At 71.1% G+C, this 15,586-nt stretch carries 15 protein-coding genes; 5 read left to right on the top strand and 10 right to left on the bottom strand.

Annotation, left to right across the window (positions count from 1 at the left end):
• Window positions 1–4: 4 nt before the first annotated feature.
• Together ABZ863_RS03650 and ABZ863_RS03645 are read right to left on the bottom strand one after the other, a co-directional pair.
• Window positions 5–1,963: a VWA domain-containing protein gene (locus tag ABZ863_RS03650; protein ID WP_358530742.1), complete on the bottom strand. Its 1,959-nt coding sequence runs from the start codon at window positions 1,961–1,963 to the stop codon at window positions 5–7.
• On the bottom strand, window positions 1,960–3,354 hold the full coding sequence (locus tag ABZ863_RS03645; RefSeq protein WP_358531232.1) for an ATP-binding protein: 1,395 nt from the start codon (window positions 3,352–3,354) through the stop codon (window positions 1,960–1,962). The genes ABZ863_RS03650 and ABZ863_RS03645 overlap by 4 nt, the downstream gene beginning before the upstream one ends.
• A 78-nt stretch (window positions 3,355–3,432) precedes the next feature.
• On the opposite strand from ABZ863_RS03645, the gene ABZ863_RS03640 reads away from it, so the two are divergent.
• Window positions 3,433–4,227: a hypothetical protein gene (locus ABZ863_RS03640; RefSeq protein ID WP_358530740.1), complete on the top strand. Its 795-nt coding sequence runs from the start codon at window positions 3,433–3,435 to the stop codon at window positions 4,225–4,227.
• A gap of 10 nt (window positions 4,228–4,237) precedes the next feature.
• On the opposite strand, the gene ABZ863_RS03635 is transcribed toward ABZ863_RS03640, so the two are convergent.
• Window positions 4,238–5,272, bottom strand: a complete 1,035-nt coding sequence (locus ABZ863_RS03635) for a ferrochelatase (RefSeq protein ID WP_358531230.1) — start codon at window positions 5,270–5,272, stop codon at window positions 4,238–4,240.
• An 88-nt stretch (window positions 5,273–5,360) separates the two neighbouring features.
• Here ABZ863_RS03635 and ABZ863_RS03630 point away from each other — a divergent pair, with 88 nt between their 5' ends.
• Together ABZ863_RS03630 and ABZ863_RS03625 are read left to right on the top strand one after the other, a co-directional pair.
• Window positions 5,361–5,933: a TetR/AcrR family transcriptional regulator gene (locus ABZ863_RS03630; protein WP_358530738.1), complete on the top strand. Its 573-nt coding sequence runs from the start codon at window positions 5,361–5,363 to the stop codon at window positions 5,931–5,933.
• 73 nt (window positions 5,934–6,006) lie between these two features.
• On the top strand, window positions 6,007–7,179 hold the full coding sequence (locus ABZ863_RS03625; RefSeq protein WP_358530736.1) for a Cmx/CmrA family chloramphenicol efflux MFS transporter: 1,173 nt from the start codon (window positions 6,007–6,009) through the stop codon (window positions 7,177–7,179).
• Between the two features lie 4 nt (window positions 7,180–7,183).
• On the opposite strand, the gene ABZ863_RS03620 is transcribed toward ABZ863_RS03625, so the two are convergent.
• Together ABZ863_RS03620 and ABZ863_RS03615 are read right to left on the bottom strand one after the other, a co-directional pair.
• Window positions 7,184–7,648 carry an anthrone oxygenase family protein gene (locus ABZ863_RS03620; RefSeq protein ID WP_358530734.1) on the bottom strand — a complete coding sequence of 155 codons (465 nt, stop codon included), beginning with the start codon at window positions 7,646–7,648 and terminating at the stop codon, window positions 7,184–7,186.
• Complete coding sequence (locus ABZ863_RS03615) at window positions 7,645–8,529, bottom strand: NAD(P)H-binding protein (protein WP_358530732.1); 885 nt, start codon at window positions 8,527–8,529, stop codon at window positions 7,645–7,647. The genes ABZ863_RS03620 and ABZ863_RS03615 overlap by 4 nt, the downstream gene beginning before the upstream one ends.
• 152 nt (window positions 8,530–8,681) lie before the next feature.
• On the opposite strand from ABZ863_RS03615, the gene ABZ863_RS03610 reads away from it, so the two are divergent.
• Window positions 8,682–9,632, top strand: coding sequence for an AraC family transcriptional regulator (locus tag ABZ863_RS03610; RefSeq protein ID WP_358530730.1), 951 nt, complete (start codon window positions 8,682–8,684; stop codon window positions 9,630–9,632).
• Between the two features lie 131 nt (window positions 9,633–9,763).
• On the opposite strand, the gene fabI is transcribed toward ABZ863_RS03610, so the two are convergent.
• From fabI to ABZ863_RS03595, 3 genes are all read right to left on the bottom strand, one after another.
• Complete coding sequence (gene fabI, locus ABZ863_RS03605; RefSeq protein WP_358530728.1) at window positions 9,764–10,531, bottom strand: enoyl-ACP reductase FabI; 768 nt, start codon at window positions 10,529–10,531, stop codon at window positions 9,764–9,766.
• Window positions 10,532–10,587: 56 nt separating this feature from the next.
• Window positions 10,588–11,292 carry a beta-ketoacyl-ACP reductase gene (locus ABZ863_RS03600; RefSeq protein ID WP_358530726.1) on the bottom strand — a complete coding sequence of 235 codons (705 nt, stop codon included), beginning with the start codon at window positions 11,290–11,292 and terminating at the stop codon, window positions 10,588–10,590.
• Between the two features lie 124 nt (window positions 11,293–11,416).
• Window positions 11,417–13,000, bottom strand: a complete 1,584-nt coding sequence (locus ABZ863_RS03595) for an alkaline phosphatase D family protein (RefSeq protein ID WP_358530724.1) — start codon at window positions 12,998–13,000, stop codon at window positions 11,417–11,419.
• Window positions 13,001–13,109: 109 nt separating this feature from the next.
• Here ABZ863_RS03595 and ABZ863_RS03590 point away from each other — a divergent pair, with 109 nt between their 5' ends.
• Window positions 13,110–13,571: a tRNA (cytidine(34)-2'-O)-methyltransferase gene (locus ABZ863_RS03590; RefSeq protein WP_358530723.1), complete on the top strand. Its 462-nt coding sequence runs from the start codon at window positions 13,110–13,112 to the stop codon at window positions 13,569–13,571.
• 80 nt (window positions 13,572–13,651) lie between these two features.
• On the opposite strand, the gene ABZ863_RS03585 is transcribed toward ABZ863_RS03590, so the two are convergent.
• Window positions 13,652–14,632 (bottom strand): VWA domain-containing protein, encoded by a 981-nt coding sequence (locus ABZ863_RS03585; protein WP_358530722.1) that lies wholly within the window; start codon window positions 14,630–14,632, stop codon window positions 13,652–13,654.
• Window positions 14,629–15,579 (bottom strand): DUF58 domain-containing protein, encoded by a 951-nt coding sequence (locus ABZ863_RS03580; protein WP_358530721.1) that lies wholly within the window; start codon window positions 15,577–15,579, stop codon window positions 14,629–14,631. The genes ABZ863_RS03585 and ABZ863_RS03580 overlap by 4 nt, the downstream gene beginning before the upstream one ends.
• Between the last annotated feature and the right edge of the window lie 7 nt (window positions 15,580–15,586).

The following is a 15,586-nucleotide window of genomic DNA, read 5'->3' as shown; positions in this document are numbered from 1 at the left end:
CGCGCTACGAACGCCTGCTGCGGAGGTAGTCGCCCACCACCGCGGCGCCGAGCCCGTCCAGATCCGGTGCCAGTACCCGCCCGCCCGCGCGCCGGGCGAGCAGATCGACGAACGCGGCCAGCCGGGGGTCGTCGCCGAGCCGGAAGACGGTGAGCGCGGCCCCCAGCTTGGCCAGCCGGTCCACTTCGGACAAAGTCCGCTGCAGTGTGCGCGGGCTCGGCGGGTAGTCGAACTCGGCGATCCCGTCCTGTTCGAGGTGGGCCGTCGGCTCACCGTCGGTCACCATGAGCACCACGGGCTGCGCGTCCGGATGGCGGCGCAGGTGCCGCCCGGCCAGCAACAGCGCGTGGTGGGCGTTCGTGCCCTGCTCCCAGGCGCCGTCGAGGCCGATCAGCTCGGCCAGCTCCACCGACGCGGCGTAGCGGCCGAAGGTGATCAGCTGCAGCGCGTCGTTGCGAAAGCGCGTGGAGATCAGCTGATGCAGGGCCAGCGCAGTGCGCTTCATCGGCAGCCACCTGCCCTCCTGGACCATCGACCACGACGTGTCCACACACAGCGCGACGGCGGCCCGGGCTCGGTTCTCCGTCTCCACGACCTCCACATCGGACACATCGAGCCGGATCGGCCCGCCGCCGTGTGCGGCCGTGCGCAGCACCGCGTTGCGGACCGTGCGCGAGACCGCCCACGGCTGGGTGTCGCCGAACTCCCACGGCCGGGTGGAGCCGTCCGGCTCGCCCGCCGCCCCGGCCGAGGCGGTGTCCCGGTCGCCGGTGCGGCCACGCAGGGAGCGCACCACGTCGGCCAGCGCCGTCTCGCCCAGCCGCCGCAACGCCTTCGGCGACAGCCGCAGTGAACCGTCGGGCGCACGCTCGAACAGGCCCTGCGCGCGCAGTTCCCGCTCCAGCTCGGCGAGCCTGCGCGCGTCCACGCCTGCGTCAGCGCCGACCTGCCGTTCGAGGGCCTCCAGGTCGATGTCCTCCAGCCGCGCGCCGGGATAGGACTGGGACAGCTGCTCGGCGAGCGCGTCCAGCTCGGCGAGGTCGGTCATCGCCTGCGCCCCCTCGCCGAGGCCGAGCGGATCGTTGCCGCGGAAGCGAGCCGAGGACGTCCAGTCCTCACCCGGTCGCAGACCACGCAGCTGAGCGTCCAGTGTGGACAGTTGCTGGGCGAGGCGGGGGTCACCGAAGGCCTGCTGCGCCAGCTGCCCGAGTTCGGCGCGCTGCTCGGCCGTCATCGAGTTCAGCATCCGTTGCGCCGCGGCCGCCCGCGCCGCGAGCACGTCGATGAGCTCCTCGACGTTGGCAGGGTTCTCGGGGAAGAACTCGCCGTGGCGGCGGATGAACTCGGCGAACCGCTCGTCGATATCGCCGAAGCCCTGTGCGTGCGCGGACAGCAGTGCATTGAGGTCGGACAGCATCTGGTTGACGCGCTCGACGTCCTCGGGTGTGGTGGCTCGCAGTGCGTCCTTCATCCCCTCGAAGCGCGACTCCAGCAGCTCCTGGCCCAGCAGCTCCCGGATCCGCTCGTAGTTCTCCCTGCCCTGCTCGGAGGTCCATTCGTAGCCGGCGAGCTCACGCACCGCCGCGGCCGTGCCCGGCGGCAGCGCGTCGAGCTCCGCCTCGCGCAGCCGGGCCTCGTCGGAGGGGTCGGGAAACAGCGCGCGGCGTTCCGCGTCGAGCGCCTCGTCGAGCAGCCGCCGTACCTCCTGCAGCGTGCCGTCGAGCCGGTGCCTGCGCTGGATCTCGGAGCGGCGCTGCCACACCCGCCGGGTCAGCTCGTCCAACCCCGCGGTTCGAGGCGTACCACGGCGCAGGAGCTCCTCCAGTGCCGAGCGTGGGGAGGAGCCGGACATCACGTCGCGGCCGATCTCGTCCACCGCGTCACGCAGGTCCGTCGGCGGCGCGAGCGGATCGGGCCCGTCGTGGTACGGACCGTAGGAGTAGTGCTCGGGCTGGGCACTCACGGCCCGTACACCGTCGTCGAGTCGTCGGCGTCCTTGGCGAGCCTGCGTGCCAGGTACAGCGATTCCAGCGCCAGCTCGACGGCCGAGGCGATGCGACCGGGCGGGTCGTCCGGGGCCACTCCGGCCCGCTGGGCCACCTCGTGCAGCACGGGCAGCTCCGGCAACGCCGCGAGCACATCGGTGCCGGGCACGCGCTCCCCGGTCGCGACGAGATGCCCGTCGGCGACGGCCTCGGCGAGCGGCCGCAAGTTCAACCCGGCGAAACGTTCCCGCGCCGTCTCGGCGATCGCACGGCGCAACAGGTGCACCAGGTGCTCGGTCTCCCTGCCCTCCTCACCGGGCTCGAACTCGATCTTGCCGCGGAGCACGGCCGGTACGGCCTCCAGGTCGACGGGCCTGGCCACGGCCGGCTGCTCACCGGTGAGGGCGGCCCGCCGCAGAGCGGCCGCGGCGACCGTCTCGGCGGCCGCCACGGCGAACCTCGCGGAGACACCGGAACGCTGGTCCACGACCGTGGACTCACGCAGGTTGCGCACGAACCGGGCCAGCACCTCCAGCAGCGGCTCGCCGACCTCCGCCACCAGCCGCGCCTCCTGCTTCACCACGCCCACCTCGGCAGCGACGTCCAGCGGGTAGTGGGTGCGGATCTCGGCGCCGAAACGGTCCTTGAGCGGGGTGATGATCCGGCCGCGGTTGGTGTAGTCCTCGGGGTTCGCGGTCGCGACGAGCAGCACGTCCAGCGGGAGCCGCAACGTGTAGCCGCGAACCTGGATGTCGCGCTCCTCCATGACGTTGAGCAGCGCCACCTGGATGCGCTCGGCGAGGTCGGGCAGCTCGTTGATCGCGACGATCCCGCGGTGCGCGCGCGGCACGAGTCCGAAGTGGATGGTCTCGGGGTCGCCGAGGCTACGCCCCTCCGCCACCTTGACGGGGTCGACGTCACCGATGAGGTCACCGACCGAGGTGTCCGGCGTGGCGAGCTTCTCGGTGTAGCGCTCGCTGCGGTGCAACCACGTCACCGGCAGCTCGTCGCCGAGTTCGGCGGCGCGGCGACGGGATACCGGCGTGATGGGTTCGAGTGGGTGCTCGGCCAGCTCGGATCCGGCGATGGCGGGGGTCCACTCGTCGAGCAGGCCGGCGAGTGTGCGCAGCAGGCGGGTCTTGCCCTGGCCGCGTTCGCCGAGCAGGACCACGTCGTGCCCGGCGAGCAACGCGCGTTCGAACTGCGGCAGCACCGTGCGGGAGAAGCCGACGATGCCGGGCCACGGATCGGTGCCGTCGCGCAGCGCGGCGAGCAGGTTGTCGTGGATCTCGGTCCTGACACTGCGCGCCTGGTATCCAGCGGCGCGCAGTTCGCCCACGGTACGGGGCAGGTCTTCGGGTGGAGACAGAGTCACGTTCACGACGCTAGCGCCGCTCGTGCCCCACGTCGACGTGGACCAACTCCACCCCCGGTACTCTCGATCTCTGTGTGCTGTCCCAGTGCGACCCTTGCCGTCTGGTCCTCGGCGTGGCTGCACGGCGCCGCCGCTTCCGACAACGCGCTCGATGCCCTGCTGGCCTGGGGTGAGGCGCATGAAGTGGTTGCCGCCGAGCAGAACGCGGCCGAGGCGTTCGGGCTGCCGGTGACCGGTGACGTTCCCGCAACGCCCGCCCAGCTGCTCGCCGCGCTGCGCCGCCTCGGCGTGACCGACGCGCTGCTCGTGCTCCCCGTGCCCGGCGATGTCCGGGGCCTCGGTGGCGGTGGGCCGTTCACCGAGGCCGCGCTGCGCACGGGCGAAGCCGTCGCGTTGGCCGGACTGGGCTACGGCGTGGTGCCACAGGCGATTGCCGAGGGACTGGTCCGCTGGACGGTGTACCGGATGGCGAGCGTGACGCCCCCGGAGTACCTCGGGATCGCCGAAGCAGAGCACAACCTCACCGACGCGATCCGGGACAGCGCCGGCGCGTTGCAGGCACTCGATGTGGCACGCGACCGCCCCGGCGTGCGCGCCGAGCTGTCGGCGAGGCTGAAAGCGACCCCGGCACCGGCCTGGCCTGCGGGCACGCCAGGCCGGGCGCTGCGCGTCCTGCAGCGTGCCGAGGAGATCGGCGCCATCCTCGCGCTGGCCCATGCCGACGAGCCGGGCGGCGCCCTGTCCGCATCAGCCGCCAACCAGCGGGCCGACGCGTTGCGACCACTGGCAGACGCCGTCCGTGCCGCCCGCCGCGCCGCCGTCAACGACGCGGTCCGCGTGTTCGCCGACCAGGCCAACCGGTCCTGACGAAGCCGTTCTAGCGCCTGGCAGGCTCGCAGCAGGCAGGCGCGCACGGGGCACCGTTGGTGGTACAACCCGCGGCAGGGAAGCCGGACAGCTTGCGGGGCTCGACCCCGGCGGTGTGCTCGGTGACCAGTTCGACCACGAGCTCCGCGAACCGCAGGTCACCGTTGGGGGTCGCCGCGCGGGCGAACCCCATCCCGAGCTCGCGGGCCCGGTCGGCCGCCTCGTTGTCGAGATCCCAGATCACCTCGAGGTGATCGGCGACGAAGCCCACCGGGCACACCACAACACCGCTCACGCCGCCGGGGTGCAACGCGTCGATGTGGTCGACGATGTCCGGTTCGAGCCACGGCACCTGGGACGAGCCGGAACGCGACTGCCACACGACGTCGTAGCCGTCGACGCCCGCTTCGGCGGCGACCAGCCGGGCCGCCTCGGCGACCTGCCGTGAGTAGCGGTGCCCACCAGCGCTGGGCGGCCCGGCCGCCACATCGGCGCTGACCGGCACGGAGTGTGCGGTGAACACGGTGCGCACACCCTCGCCGTTGCCCAGTTCCGCGTGCGCGGCGCGGACCGCGTCGGCGAAGGCACGGACGAACAGCGGGTGGTCGAAGAACTGACGCAGCTTCACCAGCTCCGGCGCGTTGTCGCCGACAGCGGCGCGCGCCCGCACGATGTCCTCGTCGTACTGGCGGCAGGCCGAGTAGCCGCCGTAGGCGCTCGTGGGAAAGACCAGTGCCCGGCGCACCCCGTCAGCGGTCATCCGCGCGAGCGTGTCCTCGACCATCGGGTGCCAGTTGCGGTTGCCGAAGTAGACGGGCAGTTCGATGCCCTGCGCCGCGAGCTCCTTCTCGACGGCCGCGATGGCCTGCCGGTTGAGCTGGTTGATCGGCGACACGCCACCGAAGTGCTGGTAGTGCTGGGCGACCTCGGCGAGGCGCTCGGGCGGGACTCCCCTGCCCCGGGTCACGTTCTCCAGAAACGGTACGACATCCTCGGGCCCCTCCGGTCCGCCGAAGGACAACCACAGCAGCGCGTCGTAGTTCACGGTTGTCATCCTCCCGCTGTGGCGGCGCCCACGCCGAACCGGGCTCATGTTTTGCATCGACCGGTCCAAAACGGCTAGCATCACCGTCATGCCGCGCCCACGGGAGTTCGACGAGGCCGCCGCCGTCGAGAGCGCCATGCATGCCTTCTGGGACAACGGGTACGAGGGCACCTCGACGGCACAGCTCTGTGCGGCGACCGGACTGAGCCGCAGCAGCATCTACAACGCCTTCAACAGCAAACACGCACTGTTCCGGTTGTCGCTGCAGCACTACATGGCGAACGCGACGCAGGCACGGATCGACCTGATCACCGCCGATCGACCGGTCCGGGACAAGCTCCGGGAGATGTTCACCAACACCATCGACGACGCGTGCCACAGCCCGCGCGGCTGCCTGGCCGTCAACACCGCGGCCGAACTCGGCGGCCGCGACGAGGAGATCAGCAACGACCTCCGCCGCGACACCGAACGGCTGATCGACGCGGTCCGGCAGGCCATCGAGGCAGGCCAGCACGCGGGCGAACTGGACAAGGACAAGGACGCGCTCGCGCTGGCCCAGTTCCTGCACGCAGCTTCGGGTGGCCTGCGGCTGCTGGCCCGCAGCGGCGCCGACCGAGCCGCACTGGAGAACGCGGCCGCCATCGCTCTCGCCGCCGTCTGACCGCGCCGGCCGAAAGCCGGCGCTCTGTTGTGCCCTCATATTGAACTAACCGATCCAGAACTGGGAGAATCCTGTGCCACTGGCCATCTACGTACTGGGGCTGAGCGTCTTCGCACTCGGCACCTCGGAGTTCATGATCGCCGGGCTGCTGCCCACGATGGCCGCCGATCTCGGCGTGTCCATCCCCGACGCCGGGCTGCTCGTCTCCGCCTTCGCGGCGGGCATGCTCGTGGGAACGCCCCTGCTCGCCGCGGTGACACTACGCCTGCCCCGCAAGCTGACCATGCTCGTGATGCTCGCTGTGTTCGCCCTCAGCCACGCCGTCGGCGCGCTCGCTCCGAGCTACGGGGTACTCTTCGCCAGCCGCATCGTCAGCGCGCTCGCGTGCGCCGGGTTCTGGGCCGTGGCGGCGGTGACCGCGATCAGCCTGGTGCCTGCCGACCGCAGGGGCCGGGCGATGGCGGTGGTCGTCGGCGGGCTCACCGCCGCCAATGTGCTGGGCGTCCCGGCGGGCACCTTCCTGGGCCAGCAGGGCGGCTGGCGTATGGCGTTCTGGGCGGTGGGGGCCCTCGCAGCCCTGGCGGTCGCCGGCGTCGGTGTGCTCATCCCGGCCGACGGGGGCCGTACCGGAGAGCGACCGCGGCTGCGTGCGGAACTCCGCGCCTACCGCAACCGCGAGGTCTGGCTCGCCCTCGCGATCTCCGCGTTCACGATTGCCACCTCGATGGCCACGTTCAGCTACGTCGCTCCCCTGCTCACCGAGGTGACCGGGCTGGCGCAGAGCTGGGTTCCTGTGCTGCTCGGGGTATACGGGATCGGCGCACTCGCCGGGGTGGCCCTCGGCGGGCGGCTCGCCGACACCCGGCCACTGGCCACCCTCGCCGGGGCGATCAGCGGCACGCTCGTGGTACTCGCGGTGCTCGGCCTCGCGGCGTCGAGTGTGGCGGTGACGGCGCCGGCGTTGTTCCTGTTCGGACTGCTCGGCTTCCTGACCAACCCGTCGCTCAACACGCGGGTGTTCGCGCTCGCGGGCGAGGCGCCGACACTGGCGGGCGCCACGAACGTCACGGCGTTCAACGTCGGGATCGTGGTGGCGCCGTGGCTCGGCGGACTCGCGATCGACGCCGGGTTCGGCTACGCCGGCGTCACCTGGGTCAGCATCGCCCTCGGCGGCGTCGCACTCGCAGGCGTCGCGCTGGCCGCTGTCCTCCAGCGCCGCACCCCGGTCCCCGCACTCGCCCGGTGAACCCTCACGCGAGGCCGACCGCCAGCAGCGCGGTGGCGAGGGTGGCGGCCAGGGCCCTGAGATGGTTCCAGGCCGTCCAGCGGGAGAGGTACTCCGTCCAGATCACGGCACCCTCGGACGAGTCGGGGTCGGCACGGTCGATCCGGTTGTTCATCGGCACATTGACGACCATCGTGACGACGAACCCGCCCACGACGTAGACCAGCGCCCCCGCCACGAGCCAGCCCGCCCCATCGTGCCCCGCAACCGGTGCGGCCACCGCCACGAGGACGCATACCAGCGCGGTCCCGAGGAACACAAGAAGGAACAGGGGGTTCTGGATCCGCCGGTTGGCTTCCTGCATCGCGAGCGCGGCGGCGGGCTTCGGCAGTCGCGACAGCCCGGGCATCACCGATGTGGAGAAGGCGAAGAACAGCCCTGCCATCAGTCCGCACCCGACGATGGCGAGGACGGTCAGTACGGCGATCATGATGCCTCCGGGAGTAGTTCGGTGATGACGTCCTCGAAGCGGGTGGGCGTCGTGTTCGCGGGGGTCCGTTCCACGCGTCGCACGATGGTCCCCGCGGAAAGCGCCCGCCCCATTTCGACGTGGAGTGCCGCCGTGCCCGCGGAGAACCCGGCCTCGACGAGCGCGCCGATCATGTCCTCGTCGGGCAGCCGGACGTACTGCAGGTCGGGTTTGCCGATCGCCGCGCCCAGAATGCGGGTCGCCTGGGCGTAGGTGAGGTCGCACGGGCCGAGCAGTTCCCGCACCCGCACGCCGCTCCAGTCGCGCGACAGCAACGCTGCCGCGGCTGCGGCAGCCACATCCTTCGTCGCGATCATCGGCACGGGAACCTCCGGGTCGACCACGTCGGCGTTCACGCCCATCGCCTCGACGAAGGGCATCCCGGCCACGATGCTCTCGAAGAACAGGGTGGGTCGCAGCAGCATGAGGTCGACGCCGGTGAGCGAGTGCAGCCGCTCCTCCTGCGGGTGCAGGCTCGCGGCGATGAAGCCGGTGCCGGCCGGAATGTCGGCGGCGAGGCTGCTCAGCGCCACGACCCGCCGCACACCCGACTCGCGCACCGCCGTGACGACGGCCTCGCCGAGGCTCGCCTGCTCGGCGCGGAAATCCGCCGACGCCGGGTCGTAGGGCAGCAGCGTGTGCACCGCGTCCGAGCCGCGGAAGGCGCCGGCGAGGAACCCGGGGTCCGCGGCATCGCCCGCGGCGATGTCGGCACCGGCTGCGGCGAGGCCGGCCAGTGCGGCGGGGTTGCGGCCGATGGCGCGCACGGACTCGCCCGCGTCGAGCAACTGCTGGGTGATCTGGCGTCCGACGTGACCGGTGGCGCCCATGACCGTGATCATCTCGTCCTCCTGAAGCGGGTTGGCTCATTCGTTGACTCGCCGTCCACTCTGCGGGCCCAGGAGCGGACTTCCCATGCTCAGGTGTCGACGTTTCTTGCCCGTTCGTCCAGTTGAAGTGGACGGATGATCGCGGCCGGCCGCACACTCGGAGGGTGACGGAGTTCAACCCACTCGACTCCCGGGACCCGCTCGGGGAAGCCCTGCACTTCCTGCGCGTGACCGGCAGCTTCTACTGCCGCTCCGAGCTCACGGCGCCATGGGGGCTGACGATGCCCGACTGGCCGGACTGCCTGTGGTTCCACATCGTGACGGTGGGCAGGCTCCAGCTGGAGGTGCCCGGCGACGAGCCGCGAGTGCTGCAGCCCGGGGACCTCGCGCTCGTACCGCATGGGCTGGGGCACACGCTGCGCAGCGACTCCGGCACCCTCGTGCCTGACGTACGGAGCATCGAGCACGAGTTCCACAACAAGTACGCGGTGCTGCGGCACGGCGGCGGCGGGACGCCGACCACGCTCATCTGCGGGGCGGTGCGCCTCGGCCACCCGGCAGCGCACCACATCGTCGCCCTGCTGCCGAAGGTGATCCACATCGAGCCCACGATCGGGCCGCATGCGGAGTGGATGCAGACCACGCTGCGGCTCGTCGCGTCCGAGGCCGCCGAGGTGCGGCCCGGCGGTGAGGCCGTGCTGACCCGGCTGTCGGACATCCTCGTCATCCAGACACTGCGCGCGTGGATCGAGCACGACCCCGCAGCGCAGCGCGGCTGGCTCGGCGCGCTGCGGGACCCGCAGATCGGGCGCGCGATCGCACTGATCCACCGCGATCCGGCGCGGGACTGGACGCTCGCGGCGCTGGCGAACGAGATCGCGATGTCGCGGTCGGCGTTCGCCGCGCGCTTCACGGACCTGGTCGGCGAGCCGGCAATGCACTACGTCACGCGCTGGCGCATGCAGGTTGCGCGCGCCTGGCTCGCCGACGACGGCGGGACGGTAGCCGAGGTGGCAGGCAAGCTCGGCTACCAGTCGGAGGCCGCGTTCAGCCGCGCCTTCAAGCGCGTGCTGGGTGTGTCGCCGGGCGTGGTGAGCCGCGCGAACCGGGTCTGACAGCGCGCGTTTAAGCCCCCAAGGCCACCTTGGTCGCAGGAATCGAGCACTGCGGCGCGAAGCGTCTCCGTTTGGGCGGTGGTGGGAGACGGGTGGGCGCAACCAAGGTGGCCTTGGGGGACAATATCCGCCTACTGGCCGGTCGCGTGGACGCCGCCGTCCACCATGATCATCGAGCCGGTTGTCGAGGGCAGCCAGTCGGACAGCACCGCGCAGATGCTCTTGGCCACCGGTGTCGGATCGGTGGTGTCCCAGCCGAGCGGTGCGCGATCGCCCCAGCCTTCCTCCAGCGCGTTGAAACCGGGGATCGACTTCGCGGCCATGGTCTTGACCGGACCGGCCGCCACCAGGTTGACCCGGATGCCGTACGGACCGAGGTCACGGGCCAGGTAGCGGTTCACCGACTCCAGCGCGGCCTTCGCCACGCCCATCCAGTTGTACGCGGGCCAGGCGACGCGCGCGTCGAAGTCCATCCCGACGATCGAGGAACCGGGGCCCAGCAGCGGCAGCACGGCCTTCGCCAGCGCCTTGTACGAGTACGCCGACACGTCGACGGCCTTGGCGACGTCCTCGGACGGGGCGTCCAGGAACGGCGCGCCAAGGCAGCTTGGCGGTGCGAAGCCGATCGAGTGCAGCACGCCGTCGAGCCCGTCGACGTGTTCACGCACGCGGTCGGCGAGGGTGTCCAGGTGCTCGGTGTTCTGGACGTCGAGCTCGATCACCGGCGCGGGCTCGGGCAGGCGCTTGGCGATGCGCTCGACGAGCGACAGCCTGCCGAAGCCGGTCAGCACCACCTTCGCGCCCTGCTCCTGCGCGGCCTTGGCCGCGTGGAACGCGATCGACGCGTCGGTGATCACGCCCGTGATCAGCAGGCGCTTGCCTTCGAGCAGTCCGGACACCTGTCCTCCAGTTCGCAAAAACGTTCGTTGATACAAGAAAAGTGGCTGGCCGGGCGTCAGTGACCCATGCCGAGACCGCCGTCGACCGGCAGCACCGCACCGTTGATGTAGCCGGCCTCGTCGGAAGCGAGGAAGCGCACCGCGTTCGCCACGTCGGCCGGATCTCCGTACCGGCCGGCGGGAATCTGTGCGAGTACGCCCGCGCGTTGCTCGTCGGTCAGCTCGTTGGTCATGTCGGTGACGATGAAACCGGGTGCCACGACGTTCGCGGTGATGTTGCGCGAGCCCAGCTCCCTGGTCAGCGAACGCGCGACACCGACGAGGCCCGCCTTGCTGGCGGCGTAGTTCACCTGGCCTGCCCCGCCGCTGAGCCCGATCACCGACGAGATGAACACGAACCGGCCCCACTTCGCCCGCAGCATGTGGCGGGACGCGCGTTTGGCGACCCGGTAGGCGCCGGTGAGGTTGGCGTCGACGACCCGGGTGAACTGCTCCTCGCTCATCCGCATGAGCAGTGTGTCGTCGGTGATCCCGGCGTTCGACACGAGGACCTCGACCGGGCCCTGATGTTCCTCGATCTGCTTGAACGCCGCGTCGACCTGCTCGGTATCGGTGACGTCGGCCTGCACCCCGTACACACCCTCGGGCGCGCCCGAGCCCCGGTGTGTCACCGCGACCTGATGCCCGGCCTCGGCGAGGCCGCGCGCGATGGCCAGCCCGATGCCGCGATTGCCGCCCGTGACGAGAACCGACCGTCCCACTAACCACTCCTCGTGTCGCGCCTGGAACTGCTACGCCGTGAGGTTAGCCGCTCGCCATCCGCTGGTCGCGAGGACAGTGCCGATACCGCCTGGTAACCGGGATGGCATTCGACACAACCGGCGGCTATCCGGCCTGCACGCCGGGCTTACCGTCCTCGACGACGAACGTGGCCCGTGTGCTGATCGGCGCGCCGGGCGTGGTGACATAGGGCAGCACCCGGAAGTCGCTGCGCCAGCGCTCCCGGTTGACGTTGACGCGCACGTACCCGCGCTGGGTGTTGATGAACTTCATGTGCGCGTTGGCGGCCAGGAACCGGTCGGTCTCGGCTGTCGAGTCGGCGCCGTCGCCGCCGCTGGTGATCGAGGTGCCGACGAACTCCGCGCCCACCGTCGCCGAGCCGGGGTCGGTGTAGTCGTCCTTGAGGTCCCACGCGTAGTTCTGGTGCCGGTCGCCGGTGATCACGACCAGGTTCCGCACGCCCCGCCGCTGCGCCTCGGCGAGCACCTGGTCACGTTCGGCGACGTAGCCGTCCCAGGGGTCCATCCACACGTCGGTGGCCGGGCCGGGATCACGGTCGGTCTGCCCCATCGGCGCCTGGTTGCCGAGCACCTGCCAGCGTGCGCGCGACGAGCTGAAGCCGCCCAGCACCCATTCGCGCTGCTCGGCGCCGAGGATCGTGCGGTCCGCGCCGAACCGCTCGGTGCAGGTGGCGGACGCGCCGTCACCGCACGGCTGGTCGTCCCGGTACTGCCGCGTGTCCAGCATCGTGAAGTCGGCGAGGCGGCCATAGGGCAGCCTGCGGTGCAGGTGCACATCCGGCCCGGCCGGCAGCTGCTGACGGCGGAACGGCATGTTCTCGTACATCGCCTGGAACGCGGCCGCCATGCGCGCGCGGAACGCCACCGGGTCGTCGTTGCGCTCGGAAATGTCTGCGGCCCAGTTGTTGTCGACCTCGTGGTCGTCCATCGTCATGATCCACGGGAACCGCGCGTGCGCCCGCTGGAGCGGCTCCTCTGCCTTGTACAGCGAGTACTGCAGCCGGTAGCGGGCGAGGTCCACGGTCTCGGTGTGGAACCGCGGGTCGGTCACCACGCCCCGCCTGTTGGTCTTCACCCCGTACTCGTAGAGGTAGTCGCCGAGGTGCACGACCAGGTCGAGGTCCTCTTCGGCCAGGTGGTCGTAGGCGGTGAAGTAGCCGTCCTGCCACGCCTGGCAGGAGGCGAACGCGAAGTTCAGCTCGCGCGGGCTGGACGAGGCCGCTGGCGTGGTCCTGGTGCGGCCGACCATGGAGATCTCGCCGCCGGTGCGGAAGCGGTAGAAGTACTCGTGGTCGGGTGCGAGCCCGTGCACCTCGGGGTGCACGGAGTGGCCGAGCTCAGGGGTGGCGACGGCGGTGCCGCGCTTCACAACTCCCCGGAAGCGCTCGTCCACGGCGACCTCGTACTCGACGCGCACCGGCTTTGCCGACATCCCGCCGAAGCCGTCCTCCGCGAACGGGTCGGGCGCCAGGCGGGTCCAGAGCACCACACCGTCGGGCAGCGGGTCGCCCGAGGCGATGCCGAGGGCGAACGGGTTACCGCTCATCGCTGGCGCGGCGAACGAGCTCGCCGCGCTCCACGCTCCGGTACCGAGTAGCACAGCGGCGGCACCTGCACCGCCGTAACCGAGGAACCGGCGCCGGGAAACCTGGTGTGGACGCGCAACCATGGGGTCCTCCAGTGGTGGGTTGTGGCGGGACGGCAGAATCGTGGTTCGCCAACATGGCCTGCGCGGTGCGCGCGGTCGAACCACGCGTGAACAGGGAAAGATCAACACTGTGTTCCGGGTCGTCTTCTACCATCCCGAGATCCCGCCCAACACGGGCAATGCGATCAGGCTCGCCGCCAACACCGGGTGCGAGCTGCATCTGATCGAACCGCTGGGCTTCTCCCTCGAGGACAAGTACCTGCGCCGTGCCGGGCTGGACTACCACGACCTGGCGCACGTCCAGGTCCACGCCGACCTGGCAGGAGCCTGGCAGGCGCTGCGGCCGCGTGCGGTCTATGCGTTCACCACGAAGGCGCAGCGCCGCTACACCGATGTCGCCTACGCCGAGGGCGATGTGCTGCTCTTCGGCCCGGAGTCGGCGGGGCTGCCGGACGAGGTGCTGGCGGACCCCGCGGTGACCGAGCTGCTGCGGTTGCCGATGCTGGCGACCTCCCGCTCGCTCAACCTGACCAACACCGCGTCCATCGTCGTGTACGAGGCATGGCGCCAGCTGGGCTTCGCCGGTTCGTGAGACGGCGGGAGTGACCGTGACGGGCGCTGGTTACCTCACGACGTAACCAGCGCCCGCCAAGCCCGGGAACCCGCAAGACCTCAGGGCAGCCGCTGGCCGAGGAACAACGCGCTGCCCGCCGCTCCGATGAGCACGATCGTGCCCAGCACGACCCACGGCCTGCTCGCGTCGACGTTCTTGGTCTCGTACCCGATCTGCTCACCGAGGCTGGCGTAAACCTCCTTGAGCTCATCAGCGGTGGCGGCCTTGTAGAAGTCACCGCCCGACAGGCGCGCGATCTCCCGCATCGAGGCGTCGTCCACCTCCACCGGTACCTGCTTGCCCTCGATCTCCACCGAGCCGTTGGAGGTGCCGAACGAGATCGTCGTGACCGGGATGCTCTTCTGCTCGGCGACCCCTGCCGCGGTGAACGCGCCACGCGGGGCGTATTCGTCCTGCGGCACGGTCTGCTTGCCATCGGTCATCAGCACGACCCGCGCCGGCGGCGGCCCCTCGGCGCCACCGACCACGGCGGAGAAGCTCTCGATCGACTGCAGCGCCGCGAAGATCCCCTCCCCCGTCGCGGTGGACTGCGCGAGCTTGAGGTTGTCGATCGCCTGCGTGACGCCGTCACGTTCGGTGGTGGGCGCCACCAGCACGCTCGCGGTGCCGGCGAAGGAGATGAGCCCCAGGTTCACGCCGGGGGTGAGCCCCTGCGCGAACTGTTTCGCCGCCTCCTGCGCGGCCTGGAGCCGGGTCGGCGCCACGTCGGTCGCCTCCATCGACAGCGACACGTCGATCACGAGCATCACGGTCGCGCGGTTCCGCGGCACCTTCTGCTCGGCGGTCGGACCCGCCAGCGAGAACGTGAGCACGATGAGCGACACGATGAGCAGTGCCGCGGGCACGTGCCGAGGCCATCCCTGGCTGCGTGGCGCGACCCGCTCCAGCAGTGCGAGGTTGGAGAACCGCATCGTGCGCTTGCGGCGAGCCCGCATCGCGAGCACGTACCCCACCACCACCGCGGCGACCACGATCAGGAGCAGGAACCACCACGGCGAGCTGAATCCGGTCAGGCTCACGAGGCGGCTCCCGACCAGCCGCGCTTACGCCCGACGACGAACCGCACGACATCGGCGATCCAGTCGGAGTCGGTGCGCAGGACGAGGTGGCCGGCACCCGCCTGGCGCAGTGCGCGCGCCACCTGGGTGCGGTGCTGCTGCGCCGCGGCGGCGAACTCCCTGCGCAGCAACGCCGAGGCGGTCACTTCCCGCTGGCGCCCCGTCTCCGGGTCGGCGAGCACCACGGCCCCCACCTCCGGCAGGTCGACGTCGCGGGGATCGAGCACCTCGATGCCCAGCAGGTCGTGCCGCGCCGACAGTGCCCGCAGGGGCCGCTCCCACGTGGTGTCGCCGAGGAAGTCCGAGATGATCACCGCGAGGCCGCGGCGCCGCGGGGGCCTGCGCAGCTGGTCGATCAACTGCCCGAGGTCACCGCGCGTGCCCTCCTCGGCGCGCGGCAGCTCAGCGACCTTGCGCACCAGGTTGCGCGCATGCGCGAGCCCACCCCGGGGTGGCAGCCGTACCGAATCGGCTCCGTTGGACAGCAGCGCACCGATCCGGTTGCCGCCGCCACGCGTCAGATGCGCCACCGCGGCAACGGCGCACACCACCAGGTCACGCTTCTCGCACAGCGCCGTGCCGAAGTCGAGGCTCGCGGACAGGTCGGCGACGACCCAGGTCTCCAGTTCCCGGTCGGCGATGCTCTCGCGGATGTGCGGTGCGGTCGTGCGCGCGGTGACCGCCCAGTCCATCCGGCGCACGTCGTCGCCGGGCTGGTAGGGCCGCGCCTCGCCGGGCTCCGACCCCGGACCGGGCACCAGCCCGAGGTGGTTGCCCTGGAGCAGCCCGTCGAGCCGGCGGCGCACCTCGAGCTCCAGTGTGCGGAGGCCGGCTTCGAGCCGGTCACCTCGTAGCACCGGCGGGGCCCAGTCGGGCCGCCCGCCGGTGGTGTCGTTGATGGGACCCATGACAGCG

It is taken from the genome of Saccharomonospora sp. NPDC046836 (assembly GCF_040645195.1).
GTDB lineage: Bacteria > Actinomycetota > Actinomycetes > Mycobacteriales > Pseudonocardiaceae > Prauserella_A.
This window is presented reverse-complemented; position numbering and strand designations above follow the sequence as displayed.

Coding starts and splice junctions, on each gene's coding strand:
- ABZ863_RS03595 (WP_358530724.1), bottom strand. CDS start 13,000: ATGGTTGCGCGTCCACACCAGGTTTCCCGGCGCCGGTTCCTCGGTTAC.
- ABZ863_RS03615 (WP_358530732.1), bottom strand. CDS start 8,529: ATGATCACGGTCATGGGCGCCACCGGTCACGTCGGACGCCAGATCACC.
- ABZ863_RS03630 (WP_358530738.1), top strand. CDS start 5,361: ATGCCGCGCCCACGGGAGTTCGACGAGGCCGCCGCCGTCGAGAGCGCC.
- ABZ863_RS03620 (WP_358530734.1), bottom strand. CDS start 7,648: ATGATCGCCGTACTGACCGTCCTCGCCATCGTCGGGTGCGGACTGATG.
- ABZ863_RS03580 (WP_358530721.1), bottom strand. CDS start 15,579: ATGGGTCCCATCAACGACACCACCGGCGGGCGGCCCGACTGGGCCCCG.